The organism is Microcoleus sp. F4-D5 (assembly GCF_036704885.1).
GTDB lineage: Bacteria > Cyanobacteriota > Cyanobacteriia > Cyanobacteriales > Microcoleaceae > Microcoleus.
The window spans coordinates 1-17,760 of record NZ_JAUBSX010000111.1 but is presented as its reverse complement, the minus strand read 5'-3'; the positions used below and the strand labels follow the sequence as shown (position 1 = coordinate 17,760).

The window sequence follows — 17,760 nt, the reverse complement described above, 5'->3', positions numbered from 1 at the left end:
CAGATGATATCACCATCTACCCCTTTTGCCTAGAATGACCTCCTACTCTACCTTTCAGAGATGCCGTGAAAAGTAAGCGTAGCTAGTTCGGTTTCCAAGTATTCTAGCTGGAGTGAGAGTTACAGCAAGTCTTATTTTAAGGGAGGTTACAGTTGGACGGAAACTGTGAGCGGTTACGACTCAGAATCGGTGACGAAAGCGGGTGTTTCGACGAGTAATGGCAGCAGTTGGAGTTGGACTCGCAGCGGGACAGTATGGGATGATGGTCGAAATAATTGGAGTGAAAGCTGGTCGAAGTCTAGTTGGAAAGATGGCAAGTATTTGCCGGGTGAATCTGAGTCGAAAACGGGAGCATTTGACCCGAAAGGAACACAGACGCAGACGAATAATTTGCCGGAATTTGGGGAGGCGCCGCGGTTGAATAAGGCGCCGAAAAAACAGGTGCCTATCGATTTACAGAAGCCTCCGAAGCCGAGTGATGATATTTGGACACCACCGCGTCGTACTGTTACTCCTCCACGAGAAGTAGAGAATTTTCCAGATAATTGGGTTGCTGGGCCTGGTGGTGGTAGCTCACCAAATCAGGACAAAATACAGAAATTTCTTCGCGAATTTCGTAGGGTAATGGCACAGGGAAAACAGGCTGTCATAGATTTTCTCAAAGGATTCATTTACCACTCTCTGATAAATGGCGTCGGTATCCTCAAGGATGTAGCTGACCTCTTGTACCCACCAGGGGCAAAATCCCATGCTGAAATTGAGGCATATTACCGGAATAATCTGAGTTTTCAGCTAGGAAGAGCCGTTGCCAACGGATTAACTTTTCTAGCAGGAATACTAGGAATTTTGTTGATCGGACTAACTATTGGAGGTAGTGGTGGCAGTGCTTTAATAGCAGCGCCGGCACAGGTGGCAGCGCTAGTAGCGGCTGGCAATATGACGGCAGCTAGTGCGAGAGATATCCTAAGCATAGTCAGTCAAGTTTTTCAGGTGAATTCTGGGAACGCTGCTGGTACTTTTCATTCGGAGCCACGTCGATTAACCGATGAAGAATCATTATCACAGGGTTTGCGGGTTCATAATAGACCACAATTTTCTGAAAAAGATATGCAGGGTGCATTGCCAAATCCTTCTGGTCAGCCAGGACATGCGGGTAAGCATGATTTTTCTGAGCAGCTACAAGCTGATATCATCAACAAACCAGAGCGTGTGTTTATCGGGATAAATGATAATGGTCGGCAAGTTACTGTATTTTATAAGGACGGGAACGTAGTTATCACTCAAGATAATGATTTTACTCGCGTCATCACTGCATACGGTGGTAGCGGAATCAGTAGATTCCCAGGGGGTCGAGTCAGACCAGGAACGCCTGTCTCTCCTAATAAATGGATTAATAGCCCCAACTATTTTGAAATCAGTAAATGAGTACCTTAGAGGTCAAAATATGAATCCTATTCTCGAACAAAAGCTTTGGAATGCAGGGAAAAATCTAGAAGCATATACCCAAGAAACCTGGCAGGAAATTGTTGATGCAATCCTTGATGATTTTCAAAAATTTATGGGACAGGAGTTTCACCGCGCTCCTGAAATCAACTTACATATCAAATATTCACATTCCCCATCATTTAATAGATGGATTTGGAGTGAAGAGCAAGAAAATGCTCCTTTGTATCATACAGCATGGTCGGCTGTGATTGGCGGGGAGATGGTAGGAACTGAAAGTGGGGAAGATATTTTTCATGTTAGTCTTACTCTATTTTTGTTCGACATGACTAGCAAAAAGCGTTTATGCTTAAAAACTGGTGAGAGCCTCCTTGAGTTTGTTTTTGAAAAACAATCCGATAGTCATGGATATTGGCGTAGTTTGGGGTGGTGTAAAGATGAATGGGGTGAGTGGGAGGATCTTGATTATGACACTGATTAACTTTAAATTTGCATCTCCCGCTCGCGCACAACTTCCTTTGAGTCGATCGACCGGGGCGGGCTAGTCATTTTGTGCGATCTCTCTGATTGTCGATAGTTTGACCTGACTCGGACGATCGCACACGGGTACAATTTCCTTTGAGTCGATCGACTTTACAAGCGAGTCTTTTGTGCGATCGAATGATTGTTGATAGTTTTACACCCCTCGGGCGATCGTACACAGGATACAATTTCCTTTCAGTCGATCGACTTTGCAGGAGAGCAATTTTGTGCAATCCAATTATTATCGATAGTTTCACAAGGAAGGGCGATCGACTTTGCCGGCGATCGAACTGTGCGATCGACTTTGCCGGCGATCGAACTTTTGTACGCGCCTTCGATCGGGCTCTCGATCCAGGGGGCGATCGTCGTGCGCTCTAATTTTTGTGTCACATCCTTCAGGGGATATCAGCACGCACCCCTGCCTGGCGTGCGATGACACGGCACTAATTCTTGGATGAACACGGATCTCGCCCCAATCTAGGATACAACGAGGCAAGAAAACCCGCGCTAGCTTGTAAACTAGGGATAACAGAATACGCAGGAAAGATTTATGCCGTCGGAAAACCAAGACTTGCCCAAAACTCAAACACCTAACAGTCCAAAGTTGCCAGTTCCCTCAGACATTTTATTGAGCTTGGCCGCCTTACCCATGCTGGGCGGGTTGATGGTGTCTAAAGCTGCTGCTGAGTTTGTTGCGTCGATCGGCGTTGAAAGCGAAGAAGTCTTTCGGGGCTCGCGCCTCCCCTTGCTCAACTTTCCTCAATCACAGGATTAGAAAGCCGAAGGAAGGATGCAGCTACAAGCTAATTCTTTTGACCTGAAAGCTTGACAAAAGGTAAAATCCGTGCAGTGAAAATTTGTCTTTGCTTCAACCTTCCAAATAACTGCGTTTTGCCTTCAAATAAGTTGTCTCAAATTTGACTGCAAATAAAAGTGTTTTAGGCGAAACTAAACAATACAATTTTCACAGACACCCGCAGCTATTGAGGAACAGCCCGATGAGTTCAGTCCTCCAGTCTTCAGAACAGGCTATTGATGCAACATCTATTTCCCATGCTCCTGCTTACTCAAAATCAGACCTGTTTCTGCGCAATCGCCTCAAAGTAGTAGAGGACTTGTGGGAATCGGTGCTGCGACAGGAGTGCGGGCAGGAATTGGTAGATTTGCTCCAACAAATGCGATCGGTCAATTCCGCCGAGGGACAGGCCACTCACTTTCGCGATTCGAATGTCGTACAGCTAATCGAAAAGCTCGACCTCAACGCGGCGATCCGCGCCGCTCGGGCTTTTGCACTGTATTTTCAGTTGATCAACATTGTCGAACAGCATTACGAACAGCGAGACCAACAGCTAGCTTACGCAAGCAGCAACGACGCTGGTGGGCGGATGTTTTCTAAGCTGCCAGGACAAGCAACGGATGCCCCCGATCGCCCGCGCCACAGGGAAGGCCCCGGCCCCGCCCAAATGGCTCCTCGCGGTGCAGACAGCAGCGATACGATCGCCCGAGATGCCGGAACTTTTCACCAACTGTTCCCGATGCTGCTGCGCTTGAACGTGCCCAGCCAGCAAATCCAGCGCTTGATCGATCAGTTAGACATCCGCTTGGTATTTACAGCTCACCCGACGGAAATTGTCCGCCACACGATCCGCACCAAACAGCGGCGAATGGCGAAGATTCTCCAACAGCTAGACCAAGTTGACGAGAAATTTCAGGTGATCGGGGCCGACTCTTCAAGCCCCTACCCGGTGTCTTGCTGGGAAGCCGCAGCTCTCCAAGAGCAATTGATGGAAGAAATTCGCCTGTGGTGGCGCACTGACGAACTGCACCAGTTCAAGCCGACTGTTCTCGATGAGGTGGAGTACACTCTGCACTACTTCGAGGAAGTGCTGTTTGATGCTATTCCCGAACTCTACCACCGCCTCAAGCAAGCTCTGCACGCTTCTTATCCTTACCTGAAACCCCCGAGTTACAATTTTTGCAAGTTCGGTTCGTGGGTGGGATCGGACAGGGACGGTAATCCTTCTGTGACTCCTAAGGTAACTTGGCAAACGGCTTGCTATCAGCGGCACTTGGTGGTAGAGAAGTACATCTCCGCAGTGAAGCGGCTCAACGAGCTTTTGAGTCTGTCGCTGCACTGGAGCGACGTGCTCCCGGAATTGCTCGAATCTCTCGATCGCGACAAATCGGAATTTCCGGATGTTTACGAGCAGTGGGCGATTCGCTACCGCCAAGAACCTTATCGCCTGAAGCTGGCTTACGTACTCCAGCGGCTGGAAAATACGCGCGATCGCAATTGGCGGCTCTACAAAGGAGACGAGTTGCAGCGGGAACGCGAAGCTTTGTCAGAAAATCCCGGAATGTCGGGCCTTTATCGATCGGGCGCTGAGTTTTTGGCCGAGCTGCAGCTCATCGAACACAATTTAGTGGAAACAGGTTTGAGCTGTCGGGACTTGGAAAATCTGATCTGCCAAGTAGAAATTTACGGATTTAATTTGGCTTACCTAGATATCCGCCAAGAGTCAACTGTACACTCCGACGCTTTGAGCGAAATTGCTGAATACTTGCAAATTTTGCCCAAGTCTTACAATCAAATGTCGGAATGCGATCGAATTATTTGGCTCGCAACAGAACTCCAAACTCGCCGCCCTTTAATTCCAGCAGAATTGCCCTTTTCTCCCAAAACTTGCGAGACGATCAATACCTTCCGAATATTGCGGCAAATGCAGCAGGAGTTTGGCCCGGAAATTTGCCAAACTTACGTCATCAGCATGAGCCACGATGTCAGCGATTTGCTGGCAGTTTTGCTGTTAGCAAAAGAAGCCGGACTTTACGATCCGGCGACAGGAATTAGCAGCATTCAAGTAGTTCCCCTGTTTGAAACTGTGGAAGATTTGAAAAAAGCGCCGGAAGTAATGCAGGAACTATTTGATTTGCCGCTTTATCGAGCTTTGCTAACAGGAGGATACGCGCAGGAACTAGCAGAAAAAAGCGAAGAAAATATCCAATGTCCAATCGAAACTCTTAAATTGCAAGAGGTGATGCTGGGCTATTCGGACAGCAATAAAGATTCTGGTTTCCTCAGCAGCAATTGGGAAATCCACAAAGCTCAAAAAGCTTTGCAAATGGTTGCGGAAAAATACAATGTAGAGTTGCGGATTTTTCACGGCCGAGGCGGTTCTGTAGGGCGCGGCGGCGGGCCGGCTTACAAGGCAATTTTGGCTCAGCCTGGAAAGAGTATTAGCGGGCGAATTAAGATTACCGAACAAGGCGAGGTTTTGGCTTCTAAATATTCTTTGCCGGAGTTGGCGCTTTACAATCTGGAAACAGTGGTAGCGGCGGTAATTCAAGCGAGTTTGCTGCACACTGGTTTTGACGGCATCGACCCTTGGAATGAGATTATGGAAGAGTTGTCGGTGAGATCGCGATCGCACTACCGCCATTTAATCTACGAACAGCCGGATTTAGTCGATTTCTTCCACCAAGTTACCCCGATTCAAGAAATTAGCCAGTTGCAAATTAGTTCTCGCCCAGCCCGTCGCGGTGGCAAAAAAGATATCAGCGGTTTGCGAGCAATTCCGTGGGTGTTTAGCTGGACTCAAAGCCGCTTTTTACTTCCTTCTTGGTACGGTGTCGGCACGGCTTTGCAAGAGTTTTTGCTGGAGGAACCGGAAGAACATTTGAAACTTTTGCAGTATTTTTACTTGAAATGGCCGTTTTTTAGAATGGTAATTTCTAAGGTGGAAATGACTTTATCTAAGGTGGATTTGCAGATTGCTGAACACTACGTGCGGGAGTTAGCTTTGCCGGCTGAAAAGGAGCGTTTTCAGACTTTATTCGAGCAAATTGCTGCGGAATTTCACTTGATTCGGGGTTTGGTTTTAACTATTACCGGACACCCGCGTTTATTGGATGGAGATCCGTCGCTGCAGCGTTCGGTGCAGTTGCGAAATGCGACGATTGTGCCTTTGGGTTTGTTGCAGGTTTCGCTGCTGAAACGCTTGCGGCAGCACGGTAGTGGCGGGGTTCCGGGGGTGATTCACTCGCGTTACAGCAAGGGTGAATTGTTGCGGGGAGCTCTGCTGACGATTAATGGAATTGCTGCGGGGATGCGGAATACCGGCTAGGGAAATAGTTTTGAGTTTTGAATTAGTGGTGAGGTGCGCGATGGAGCACCTTGCTACTGGTAGTTTCAGTATTCAGGCGATCGCCCATTGTAGTCACAGCCATAGGAAACTGTTCGCTATCCTAGCTGAGATTTTTTTATGTCTAAACGCAAACAGTCTGAAGGTTGTCGCCCGATGCTGCGGCGCACTTTTTTATTTTTAACGGGCATAGCTTTGGCGCGGGTTGCGGCTGACTATTTTGCGATCGCCCAAAACCGAGATAGTTTCTTGACTCTGGCGGGTCAACTGTGGCAAAAGTCACTCGCTTTTTTATCCAGTATACAATCAAATCAAACTCCTCAACCTCTCCCTAGCAATCCCAGTGTAAAATCCGCAAAAACCAATCAACCTCTGCCGAGTAATCCTATTGTAAAATCGCCCGAAAATTATCCTGCTGTGCAGCCGTCTCAACCTCAAATTATCAGACGTTCCGCTAAGCAAGCAAAACCCCTACAAGTCAGTCGCCAAAATGTAGCTGGCGCAAGTTTTTATCTCACAACAATTGACCTCGCCGACCCCGAAATTTATCTGACAATTGGGTTAGCAAATAATGCAGACTTTGCAAATACTTCTAAAGTAACACGGGGCGATGAACCTTTTGAAAATATGGTGGCGCGTTACCGGGCTGCTGTTGTTGCTAACGGGACTTTTTTTGGTAAAGATGAGCAGAAATCTGTGCTGGGAAATATGGTGGCGGCGGGTAAGTTTCTCAAATACAGCCGATGGGAAAATTACGGCACGACTTTGGGGATTAAAGCGGGAAATCAATTGGAAATGGTGACGGCTAGAATCGAAGGTCAGCCGGATTGGAGTCAACATTGGTTTTCTCTGACTTGCGGGCCGAGATTGGTTAAAGGGGGGAAAGTTTGGCTGTCTCCTTTATCGGAAGGTTTTAAAGATTCTCATGTTTTGGGCGTGGGTTCGAGAACGGCGATCGGCTTTCCGGCTTCGAGAGATAAGTTATTTTTGGTGACTTTTCTTGATAGTTTGTCTTTGGAAGCAGAAGCTAAGGTTATGCAGGCGATTGGCTGTTTTGAAGCGATGAATTTGGACGGGGGCGCTTCGGTGGGTTTGGCTCATCAAGGGCAGATTTTATTGCCGCCGGGACGGAATTTGACGAATGTCCTGGTGGTTTACGATCGCGAATATCCAGCGCCGGCTCAGTTAAAGGAGTCCTGGGAACGCTTTCAAAAGGGATCTCGACCAATGCCGGACAAATCAGTGTTTTTTGATTGATCTAGCAGCAGGAAGTTCGGCAACGCGCACTGAATCGGGATGTAACGGATGGAGGAAAGAACGAAGAAGGAAGAAGGAATAGAGGGAGCATCCAGATTTTGGGTAGTGCTCCCGAGGGAAGGATGAGAGAATTAGAGATAATGCTATAACCAGTGCTGGGGATACGTCCTTTCTGCCGCTAAATTATTAAAGATGACGGCGCACAAGACCAAGATTATCGAGCCCTCAAAAGCAGGTGTTAGCAAAAATTTCCAGTCTGGTTGGGTCATCATTACGACTAAGGCAACTGCTCCCGAAGGGGGATGTAGAGTTCTGGTAATCTGCATAATTCCGATCGCACTAGAAACAGCCATTCCCATCGCCCAGGGAGAAGAACCGAGAAAATGCAGAATCATTAAACTGGTGAGAGCAGCTAAGAAATTGCCCCCAATCACATTCCGGGGTTGAGCCAAAGGGCTGTCAGGGACACCAAAGATCAGAACGCTTGTAGCGCCAAACGGAGCCATTAATAAAGGAGAATTAGTTTTTACAGCAAGATAGGACGTTGCAGTAATTGCCAAAAAACTGCCAATCCAACTCCAAAAAATATGCCGAGGATGAGGTCTGTCTACTGGGCAGGTCAACGGACACGATCGCCATCTCCCAAAGGTTTTAAACCAATAACTTTCCCATTTCAGTTGAATCTTTTTAATGTCAATCATAAATCAGGTTAGTTGATAACCAGGCTTCTTAAATTGTCTGAACTAGCCTCCGCTAAAGTTAAGATATCATAACAATTGCTCAAAAAGTAGTTAAAGGCACAGATTTTTTCCTTCTATGCCACTTCACCGTTAGCCGTCAGAGTTGATGAGGGTAAAGCGAGAGGTTATTTGTGCCGACTGGGAGAGCCGGTTTGGGCATCGGCTGGCCACACCCACTGCTTGTTGCCGGTAGTGGTTCACCCTTGACCATTGCTCATCCATCTGCATCGTCTGAGGGCGTTTCGGCTTTGGGCGCACTGGCACTTTTTTCTCTACCTGCTGGTATTTCGCGTTGACCTACTGTTCCGAAATCTGCAAGGCACGGGAGGCATATATTTACCGGAATCCTGCACCGGGAGGCGATCAATCTGAGATAGTTGTTGCAGATAATGCTGCGATTAGAATGCTAGCTTTTCCTGAGATTGAATTTAGTTTTTCAGAACTGTTTTTGCCTGTTTAGTTTGTGTTTTAGCTTTAACCGCAGATGGGAGCAGATGAGCGCAGATGGACGCAGATAAAGAGTTAAAACCAAGATGTTTGGGTGTGGTTTAAATCTCAAGGTCGTGGTAAAATGGAGAAATGAATTCAATGGTCTTTTATTTCAAATCTTGAATTATTAGACAAACTTCGGCAGTTATCCCCTGCTGAGAAGTTTCAAATAATGCAGTTCTTAATGGCTGAGTTGGCGAAAGAAGAAATGTTAAAACCCTTGGATAAGGGGGCAGATTATCGTGTTTGGTCGCCTTATAATTATGGTGATGCTGCTCAGAAATTAATGAGCTTATTAGAACAAGCAGAAGCGAAAAAAGAAAATGTGAAATGCTCTTAGCTGTTTCACCAGAAAGCTATAATTGAGGAAATTATTTATAATGTTAGAATTCTCTTTAGAAAATCTTTCAGAAAAAATACATTCCGGCAAGACAAAAGATTATTTTCAAGAAGTTCTATCTTCGTAAGCTGTTGCACATTTAAACTGTGATACAAGCATTGCCCTTATTTTTGACTTTGCGACCCCATTTAATTATTAATTGCCCTTCATTTAAGAGGCGGTGCAATAAATACTCTAGCTCTTCAATAGATGTAAAAAGTCGATTAGCAATATATTCTTTTGCCGAATGCCATACTAATTCAATTAAGTTATAGTCTGGGCTGTATTCGGGGAGGAATTCTAAATGAATATTAGGCATTTCTGTTTCAATTATTTTCAGGTACTCTTCTTTTTTATGAAAACTAGCATTATCCAGAACAATCACTATTTTCGCTCCTTTTTCAGAAAATTCTGAGGCTTGATTACCTGCTGATACCCATTCATTGATTAGCTCTTCATAAAAGAGTTTTAGCACTTGATAAAAATTATATGAATTGCCTTTTTTGATGAACTCTACCCACCTTTTTTTATCGGAATTTCTCACTCCTCCCATTACATTGATTCTGCCTTTTCTTCGGTCTCCTCTGACCTTTTTTCGGCTTCCTTTTTTACACCAGTTCTTTCTTCTGGTGACTCTTAAACTAAATCCACTTTCGTCCCAAAACCATACCTGTAACCGTTCGGGCGATTCTTTTTCTATTTTTAAATATTCGGCTATCTTTATTTTAAACGCTGTTCTTTTTTCGGGATTTCTCTTTGACTCCAGGCTATACTTAGCCCAGATGTAAACATACTTTTTTTTCTTTAATATCCTCCGAACTTGGACTCCACTTAATTTTATACCTGTGGATTCCTCCAAGTATGTTGCTAATCTCTGCGCTGTCCATCGTCCAAAGTCATATCCTAATTCTTGAGGGTCTTTCTCTATAGTTTTTAATAACATTTCTATATATTTATCGGTGGCTTTTTTGTGATTTCCCTTCATTCTCTCATCAATTAGACTTTCTAGATTGTCTGGGTCTCCCTTGATACACCAATAAGATACTTTATTTATTGAACAACCCAAAAACTCAGCGATTTTCGATTGTGTTTTTCCGTCATTGAGCAATAATAAAATCAGAATTCTTTCTCTGACATTTGGCTTTTCTTCCTCTTGTAAGGCTTTCTGGAGTTTTTCTATTTGTTGGGAATTGAGATGGTTTTTGGCTGGCATTTTTGTAGAAATTGACTAAACTTAATTTTTATTATACCCTATTTAAAGGTACAACAGCTTACCACAATGGCAACTATCGTTCCGCAGTGGTAATGCTTTGGTCTGTCGCTGTTTGTGACATAGTGTATAAACTTGAATATCTTGTTGATTTATATCAAGACACAGATGCAAAATCAATTCTTGATGAGCTTACAAAATTACAAAAAAAAGATTCCAAATCATCCTCTTGGGAAGTTAAACTGATTGAGGATACCCATGCAAAGACAAATCTGTTGGATAACTCAGAATATGAAAATCTGCTATATCTTCAAAAGCAACGCCATCTATCCGCTCACCCTATATTAGACTCAGATAGACAATTACATACACCTAACAAAGAAACGGTGAGGGCGCTGATTAGAAATACTCTGGAGGATTTGCTTATAAAGCCACCTTTCTACACTAAAAAAATAATTGACGAACTTTTAGAGGATATTGCGGAAGCAGCGCCAGCACTTAATACTATAGAAAGAGTAAAAAGATATCTAGAAAGTCGATATTTAAGTAGACTTAAACCTGAAGTTGAACTTTCTATTTATAGAAGTTTGTGGAAGTTGGTATTTAAGCTGGAGGACGAAGATTGCACAAAAAACAGAGCTATCAATTTGCGAACACTTGAGGTAATCGGAAATAGGAAGCCCGAAAGTATTCTCAACCAAATAAAAGGAGAGAAAGACTATTATAGTAATGTTTCATCGAGTCCAGTCCCTTTGGTTTTTTTAGTACTTTATTTGTCAAAAAATCCTAAGATTTATGATCTTCTTAATGAAGATGCGAAACTTAAAATACAGCATAAGGTTAAAACTAGTAACACAACCAAAATCTTTGGATGGTTTGTAAAGGAGAATTTACAGGTACACTATGAAGACATCTTATTTTTGATAGAAAATGATATTAACTTCTATTTTACGATGGTCGAATTAAAACTTTTGCTTGAGATAGCTGATACAAAAGAGTGGCAAAATTTATTTTGTCGCATACTATCTAGTTATTACTGTGCTAGCAGAAGTTATGATGAAGCAGACTCTCGATTTCAGGAAGCCATATCTCCTTACCTTGAAGTCTTTGATAAAGAGGCAATAGAGTTTTTGATTGAGCGAATTGAACAAAATGATCAGGTATATGGACGCCGAAAAGCAAGAGAAGAACACAAAGAAATTAAGGAAAAGCTTTTTCAATTACACGGACAGGAATTCGACTTGAACCCTTACCCAAATTTCCAGAAAAATGTGATGGAAGATGAAGGCTAAGTCAGCTAACTAATCAAAAAATCTCCTCATCCGCCTTCAAGGGATAAACCCACGACCCAATCAGCCCGCATAACGCCCCTACTCAAGAGTTTGTGGGTAAGTCCTGCATTCCCTACGGAGAGTTTTCCCACTCGGGGGTAAGCTTGCGGAAATTGTATTGAGACGCGCCGGGGTGACAAGTAACGCAACTGCTGATATTTGCGGGTTGTGACATTTTGACTTTGGGGTGCAGAGCTTTGAAATAGCGAGAACTGGCGACTCGGTAGGCGAGTTCTTCGTCTTTTGCTTGGGCACGGGAAAAAGTTTGCAGGTAGTTCCAGACTAGCAGCCGGGGCGGGTCTACCAGGAGTTTGAGGGTTTGCCCGTAGTGTTGGGAATCTTGCAGCAACCGGCGCCAGGTTTCTGTAGGTAATACTTGCGGCGGTAAACCGATGTGACAGGTGGCGCAGTTTTCTAGATACAGTTGCTGTCCGAGTTGGTAGCGTTCGGGAATGCGATCGACCGTACCAGTATCCTCGATCGAAGACACCTGAGCAAGTCGCGCCGGAGTGCGAGAATAGGCAGTCTGAGCTGCAACCCATCCGCCGCAGGTACAGCAGATAATTATCAACACTAGCAACGTTGAGTAAAGCCCCCGCAAGCCTACTCTGCGACGTTTGCGGGGTTTTTCCTGTTTCATAATTCTGAATTTATTTTTGGTTAAATCACTGGTATGCTCATGCCTTCGCGGGCTAAGCAGCTATTGGCGAACGCTGCTTGCACGTCTGCTTCTATACGATCGAGAAAATTGTCGTCGTGACCCGGATCGTGGTGAAACATCACGATTTTTTTGACTCCAGCAGATTTCGCTATTTCTACTCCTGCTTGCCAAGTCGAGTGTCCCCAGCCGACTTTTGGGGTTTTGAAGTCATAATACTCTTCGTTGGTGTAGTTGGCGTCGTAAATCAGCACGTCGGCGTTGCGAGCTAGGTGTAACACGTTGTCGTCGAGGCGATCGGGAAAGTGTTCTGTATCGGTGCAGTAGACGGCTGTGTGTCCCTCCCAGGTGACTCGATATCCGATCGCGGTGTTGGGATGGTTCAGCAGTGCCGTTTCTATTTTCACATCGTCGAGTTCGAGAATATCCCCAGGCGTCAAATCGTTGAATTTGAGATCTGATTGCATCACCTGGATGGGGACGGGAAAATTGGGGTGCAGCATTTGGTCGGCAAGACGGTGTTTGATTGTAGTGCCGTTGGGGGCGATCGCACCGTAAATGTGAAAGCAGTTCCCCGGGATAAAGGCAGGAGTAAAGAACGGAAACCCTTGAATGTGATCCCAGTGAGTATGACTAAAAAACATATGGGCTTCCACCGGCATTTGCCGCAGCAGATTGAGGCCCAGAACTCGCAGGCCCGTACCACCGTCAAAAATCAGGCGTTTTTTCCCCAAGCGCATTTCTACGCAAGAGGTGTTGCCTCCGTAGCGCAGTGTTTTGGTGCCGGGGGTGGCGATGCTGCCCCGCACGCCCCAAAACTGAACGACAAACTCGGTCAAAGGACTATTTTCCATAGTGGCTTTGCCATCAGAAGGCTGTGGATTTGCGGGGGAGTGTTCGGAATTAGGCATTTTTTCTAGGTTTATGTGCAGGAATTTTGGGGTTGAGATTTTAGTTTTTACTTTTTAGTTTTTTGATTTTACAGTCCTGGACGCAAAAACCAGGTTTCTGCACGTAATTTGGTCATATACGATCGATCGCGACAACGAGAAACCGGTTTTTTTTCGAGTGCGTCCAGGACTGTTTTAGACTTGAGAGAGCATTCTCTCCACGCTGTTTGCTGTTGAAGATTTTCTGCGTTCCGAGCAATCCGTTTAGATTAAGATAGCGTTGATTTGAGGCGATCGCAGTAAATTTTCCAGTTAAATTTCTTTAAAGGTAGAAGCCAGTCCTCAGAAGACAGAATTTAGTCTCTACTCGCTCAAATAATATTTTTTTCAACATTACGCCGGAGTGGCTTCTAAGCTCTATCTGCCTGTGACTGAGCATTCAGGAGTGATTTAACGCTCCGGGGCGATCGGCTCCTCGACTGGATTCCTAGACGTGCAGCGGTCGCATTAAGTTGAGCCTGCTGATTTTTTTGTCTGGTTGCAGTCGAGAAGTGCTGGCTAGGACGTGTTTTTTTGCTTTTAAAATGAGATTCAGATGCCCCTGGCATTCCCCTCCGGGGATGCAAGAATGCTCTTGTCCTCCGCCTGATTAAGGGGGGCTAGGGGGGATCTCCGGGGAAATAAAACACGCCCTGGGGGTTTACTTGCGATCGGCTGCGACGCACTTTTCCACTAACGGCATTACTCGATCGACATCTTGCCACCCCAGAATTTCTGTCACTTTTTTCTCCAAATTTTTGTAGGTTCTAAAAAATTCGGCTATTTCGTCCAAGCGGTGGGGGGCTACGTCTTTGAGGGACTTATAGTGAGCGTAGCGGGGGTCTTTGTCGGGAACGCAAAGCAGTTTTTCGTCCCTGTCGCCTCCGTCGATCATTTCCAGCATTCCGATCGGACGGGCTGCGATAATGCACCCTGGAAATGTGGGTTCATCCATCATCACCATGCCGTCGAGGGGGTCGCCATCATCGGCTAAGGTATTGGGTATGAAGCCGTAGTCGCACGGATATTGGACTGAGGAAGAAAGCACCCGATCGAGAGCAAAGGCTTGTAAGTCTTTATCAAATTCGTACTTGTTTTTGCTACCGGCGGTAATTTCGATCAGGACGTTGAGCAGTCCTGGTTTCGGCTGTGCCGGAATTAGCGATAAGTCCACAACAATATCTCCAAGTTAACAGATGATCGGGGATGACGGCTATTTGCCAAACCCCTTTGATAGCATTTTACGGGCGATCGGGGCCGACGGCTGCATGAGATTGATAGAAAGCGGGGGCGATCGGGGTTACACAATTTGAGGATCAGGCTTGTGGGGTGTCCCACTTTCTGCGAACACCGGACGGGCGGGACGCCCATCCCACAGTTTGAGAGGGGAATGCTGTATTTTTGTCGTGGGGAGATATTTTCATATCTACCATGTAAGCTGTTGTGCATTTAAAGAGGGTGTGAGGATTTGGTGAAAGGGAACAGGGAACGGGAAACGGGGAACAGACAATATGTAATTTAAATCCACGACAGCTTAGTCATTCAACCGTCTGTCAAAGTTCTTTGAATTTTCAATCCCAACCACTGGCTAAGTTCTGTTGCCAACCACTCTATTTCTGATTCACTTAGTTTCTGCTTCACTCCTAGTTGATATTTTTGGTTGCCGGCTTGAATAATCAACTGATAAACACGCCATGATTTTTGTGGCGGGTAACGCCTAGTGTCTTCAATTTCTTCAATTTCCAACTGACAAATATCCTGTCTGGGGGCTGGCTTGGAATGATTCCATCTCAACCCCAGTAGATTGCTGCTACAGGAGATTTGCTGGCGATCGATTCTGAAACGCAATTCCCGAAATAGTGCAAACATAAACATTACTCCTACCACAGCTAAGAAACCTCCTGCTAGCATAATAAGTTTGGGATCTATCGGTGGTAAATTAGTGATTGTGCCGTCATCCTCTGGCAAGTTAAAAACATTGACGAATGAGGGAGAATTCGCAGCAATCGCGGCCGAAAGCAGGGCAACTAAACCGAAACCTACTCCTTGTGGCGGAATTACAATTTCTATAAATTCAGAATTTTTTTTGAGTTTAATATCGCTGCCTAGTGGCTGCACTGCAATAGGATTTTTGTTTATTTTGTTGATAACGAAGGGATTTTCGTCGAGCGAGTGCCATGCTTCCCCAGCCGAAGATAAGCGTTTCTCCAAACTAGGTTCTGTCATCCACTCCAGCCAATCAATTAAATTAGAATTGAGATGCCTTACCCGATCGGCAAATTGAATTATCAAATCCTGCTGTGGCAGTTCCGTAGGATGCAAACCCGTTACTAAATAAATTAAAGTTGCACCTAAACCGTAAAGGTCAGAAGCCGGAACCGAGCGCCCGCCAAATTGTTCTGGCGCCATATATCCGTAAGTTCCCACTACTGTAATTGTACCGCCAAATTTTGCCGCTTGGTTCTGCACCGAACCAAAATCAACTAAATAAACTTTTCCCACCGAGTGACCGGATCTGCTGTGCAGTAAAATATTGCTGGGTTTAATATCGCGGTGAATGACAGCCGGCTTTTGCTCGTGCAAATAAATCAAAATTTCTAACAGCGATTTAGCTAATTCTTTCACCTCGCTTTCGCTAAAAGTACGCCCCGACCGCAAATGCTCTTCCAAAGTTTTCCCCTCTACATAAGTCTGTACCAAGGCAAATCCTTTGCTGTCAGGTTCGTCAATTTCTAGATAGTCGAGGTAACGAGGAATTGCTGGGTGATCGAGTGCTTTTAAAGTTTCCGCTTCCCGTTCAAATAGCTTGAGGTCTTGCCATTCAAAATCGCTGCCGAGGAATAGCTGTTTGATGACAACTAATTTTTGAGTTTGCAAATCACGAGCCAGCAGCGTTTGGCGACCAGTTTGTTTTCCCAGTTGTCGCTGCACTTCGTAGCGTTCTGCTAATATTTTGCTGGTCATGTTTTTTACCTTAATTTTAACTTGAGGGGAGCGTCGGGGTTCAGAAAGCGGGTTTTTTAGCGAGTCTGGCGTTTGTAACGGAGTATTTTCGTAAAAACCCGGTTTCTAGGAGTCTGAGTTTGTCCAAAAGTGTAAATTGTAGATTACAGTCTACTTTCTTTTTGATACCACCGGGCAATAGACTTGGTACTTGCCCCCATTGACAGTCCTGCAATTAGCGACGGTGCAATCACCACGAAAATATAATTGGAATCCAATACAGGACTAAAATTCATCATTTGAAAGAAGACGATGCTTGTCAAGGTGGAGATTCCAATACTAATTGCAGTTAAAACCTGTCGGTGAGATTTGGGATTAGTTAGGGGGTAAAAACTCGATACAGTCACAATTCCGACGATTATTCCGTTCTCCACACCCAGCAGCAAGCCGAGAACAATACCCAGGATTCCTCCGATAATTGTCCCCAATATCCCCATTAGAAAGGTGCTGTAAATTGCGGCACAAGCTCCTACAGCTATAGCTCCTGTCAATGTGCTGTAGCCGATCGCAGTTGCGAACACCCTGCCGCTACTCACAATTTTCCCCAGTCTCAATTTCTGGGAATATTTATTTATTTCCTGTGGTTTTTCTAGAACTTCTTTTGCTATTTGGGCTGAGGCGGGACGGCGCTCTAAACTCGGATGCGTCATCCACTTCAGCCAATTGGTAAAAGCGGGGCTTAGTTGGGTGAATTGCTCGAATTCGATCTGCAAATCTTTCTGCGGCAAGTCGGCAGGATGCTGCTTGGTAATTAAGGCGATTAATGTTGCTCCCAAGCCGTACAAGTCGGAAGCGGGAACGGCCCTCCCGCCAAATTGTTCTGGCGGCATATAGCCGTAAGTTCCGACAACGGTGACTGTTTTCCCTTGTTGGGTTGCTAGGGTTTGAACTGCACCGAAATCGACTAGGTAAACTTCGCCGACGCTGTTGCCCGATCGATTTTTGAGCAAGATATTGCTGGGTTTAATGTCGCGGTGAATGACGGGGGGCTGTCGCTGGTGCAGGTAGGCGAGGATGTCTAATAATGCTGTTGCTAATTGTTGGACTTCGCTTTCGCTGAAGGTGCGGCCGTCTGAAAGATATTCTTGTAGGGATTTGGCTTCGATGTAAGTCTGAACGAGGGCGAAGCCTTTGCGGTTGGGGGTGTCGATTTCAAAGGAGTCTAGATATCGGGGAATTGCCGGATGGGATAGGGATTTTAAGGTTTCGACTTCTCGCTGGAACAGTTTTAAGTCTTCCCAGTTAAAGTCGCTGCTGAATGAGAGGAGTTTGACTACTACTTGCTGTTGCGTTTTTAAGTCGCGGGCGAGTAAAGTTTGCCGTCCTGCTTGCTTGCCGAGTCGCCGATCGCACTTGTAGCGATCTGCTAATATTTCTCCTGACAAATCCCCGATGTTTTGTCCGCTCATGTTCTCTTGCCCTAGAAGCGATTAAATCTAGTTTAGTTGACAAAAATACAATTGTCTGTACTTGTTTAAGGGATTTATCGTTGGGTGGGGCGGGTTTAGGAGATGATTGGTTTTACGGGGAAATTGTTGGTAAAACTCGCCCCTACCGATCGGAGATGATTGTTTTTTTGCACGGGAGCATGTCAAGTTTGCGCGCGCTCGCTCTATTCTCAGTGCGTGCGATCGCTCCATTTTCGGAGTGAAGAGGG

16 protein-coding genes are annotated in these 17,760 nt (G+C 45.4%); 9 read left to right on the top strand and 7 right to left on the bottom strand.

Going from position 1 to position 17,760, the window contains the following annotated elements; genetic code table 11:
* The first annotated feature begins 165 nt into the window (after nucleotides 1–165).
* From QUA80_RS30680 to QUA80_RS30655, 6 genes are all read left to right on the top strand, one after another.
* Nucleotides 166–1,425, top strand: a complete 1,260-nt coding sequence (locus QUA80_RS30680; RefSeq protein ID WP_333428719.1) for a hypothetical protein — start codon at nucleotides 166–168, stop codon at nucleotides 1,423–1,425.
* Nucleotides 1,426–1,444: 19 nt separating this feature from the next.
* Nucleotides 1,445–1,924, top strand: coding sequence for a hypothetical protein (locus QUA80_RS30675; protein WP_333428718.1), 480 nt, complete (start codon nucleotides 1,445–1,447; stop codon nucleotides 1,922–1,924).
* 183 nt (nucleotides 1,925–2,107) lie between these two features.
* Nucleotides 2,108–2,401, top strand: coding sequence for a hypothetical protein (locus QUA80_RS30670; protein ID WP_333428717.1), 294 nt, complete (start codon nucleotides 2,108–2,110; stop codon nucleotides 2,399–2,401).
* A 114-nt stretch (nucleotides 2,402–2,515) separates the two neighbouring features.
* Entirely contained in the window at nucleotides 2,516–2,740 is a 225-nt protein-coding gene (locus QUA80_RS30665; protein ID WP_333428716.1) for a hypothetical protein, read from the top strand.
* 223 nt (nucleotides 2,741–2,963) lie between these two features.
* A complete protein-coding gene (ppc, locus tag QUA80_RS30660) occupies nucleotides 2,964–6,089 on the top strand; it encodes a phosphoenolpyruvate carboxylase (protein ID WP_333428715.1) in 3,126 nt (1,041 codons plus the stop codon).
* 138 nt (nucleotides 6,090–6,227) lie between these two features.
* Entirely contained in the window at nucleotides 6,228–7,364 is a 1,137-nt protein-coding gene (locus QUA80_RS30655; protein ID WP_333428714.1) for a phosphodiester glycosidase family protein, read from the top strand.
* 143 nt (nucleotides 7,365–7,507) lie between these two features.
* Here QUA80_RS30655 and QUA80_RS30650 read toward each other — a convergent pair whose 3' ends face one another.
* Nucleotides 7,508–8,065 (bottom strand): HPP family protein, encoded by a 558-nt coding sequence (locus tag QUA80_RS30650; protein WP_333428713.1) that lies wholly within the window; start codon nucleotides 8,063–8,065, stop codon nucleotides 7,508–7,510.
* A gap of 170 nt (nucleotides 8,066–8,235) precedes the next feature.
* Here QUA80_RS30650 and QUA80_RS30645 point away from each other — a divergent pair, with 170 nt between their 5' ends.
* Both QUA80_RS30645 and QUA80_RS30640 read left to right on the top strand, forming a co-directional pair.
* Nucleotides 8,236–8,400 carry a hypothetical protein gene (locus QUA80_RS30645; RefSeq protein ID WP_333428712.1) on the top strand — a complete coding sequence of 55 codons (165 nt, stop codon included), beginning with the start codon at nucleotides 8,236–8,238 and terminating at the stop codon, nucleotides 8,398–8,400.
* 377 nt (nucleotides 8,401–8,777) lie between these two features.
* Nucleotides 8,778–8,933 carry a hypothetical protein gene (locus QUA80_RS30640; RefSeq protein WP_333428711.1) on the top strand — a complete coding sequence of 52 codons (156 nt, stop codon included), beginning with the start codon at nucleotides 8,778–8,780 and terminating at the stop codon, nucleotides 8,931–8,933.
* A 139-nt stretch (nucleotides 8,934–9,072) separates the two neighbouring features.
* Here QUA80_RS30640 and QUA80_RS30635 read toward each other — a convergent pair whose 3' ends face one another.
* Entirely contained in the window at nucleotides 9,073–10,185 is a 1,113-nt protein-coding gene (locus tag QUA80_RS30635) for an IS630 family transposase (RefSeq protein WP_333428710.1), read from the bottom strand.
* A gap of 11 nt (nucleotides 10,186–10,196) precedes the next feature.
* Between QUA80_RS30635 and QUA80_RS30630 the strand changes: the two genes are divergently transcribed.
* The gene (locus QUA80_RS30630; RefSeq protein ID WP_333428709.1) at nucleotides 10,197–11,474 is read left to right on the top strand and encodes a hypothetical protein; all 1,278 of its coding nucleotides are present in this window, start codon (nucleotides 10,197–10,199) and stop codon (nucleotides 11,472–11,474) included.
* Between the two features lie 112 nt (nucleotides 11,475–11,586).
* On the opposite strand, the gene QUA80_RS30625 is transcribed toward QUA80_RS30630, so the two are convergent.
* From QUA80_RS30625 to QUA80_RS30605, 5 genes are all read right to left on the bottom strand, one after another.
* Nucleotides 11,587–12,153, bottom strand: coding sequence for a diheme cytochrome C (locus tag QUA80_RS30625; protein WP_333428708.1), 567 nt, complete (start codon nucleotides 12,151–12,153; stop codon nucleotides 11,587–11,589).
* 20 nt (nucleotides 12,154–12,173) lie between these two features.
* Entirely contained in the window at nucleotides 12,174–13,082 is a 909-nt protein-coding gene (locus QUA80_RS30620; protein ID WP_333428707.1) for an MBL fold metallo-hydrolase, read from the bottom strand.
* 679 nt (nucleotides 13,083–13,761) lie between these two features.
* Nucleotides 13,762–14,274, bottom strand: a complete 513-nt coding sequence (locus QUA80_RS30615; protein WP_333428706.1) for an inorganic diphosphatase — start codon at nucleotides 14,272–14,274, stop codon at nucleotides 13,762–13,764.
* A 368-nt stretch (nucleotides 14,275–14,642) separates the two neighbouring features.
* Nucleotides 14,643–16,064, bottom strand: coding sequence for a serine/threonine-protein kinase (locus QUA80_RS30610; RefSeq protein WP_333428705.1), 1,422 nt, complete (start codon nucleotides 16,062–16,064; stop codon nucleotides 14,643–14,645).
* 143 nt (nucleotides 16,065–16,207) lie between these two features.
* Nucleotides 16,208–17,512 (bottom strand): serine/threonine-protein kinase, encoded by a 1,305-nt coding sequence (locus QUA80_RS30605; RefSeq protein WP_333428704.1) that lies wholly within the window; start codon nucleotides 17,510–17,512, stop codon nucleotides 16,208–16,210.
* Nucleotides 17,513–17,760 lie beyond the last annotated feature (248 nt).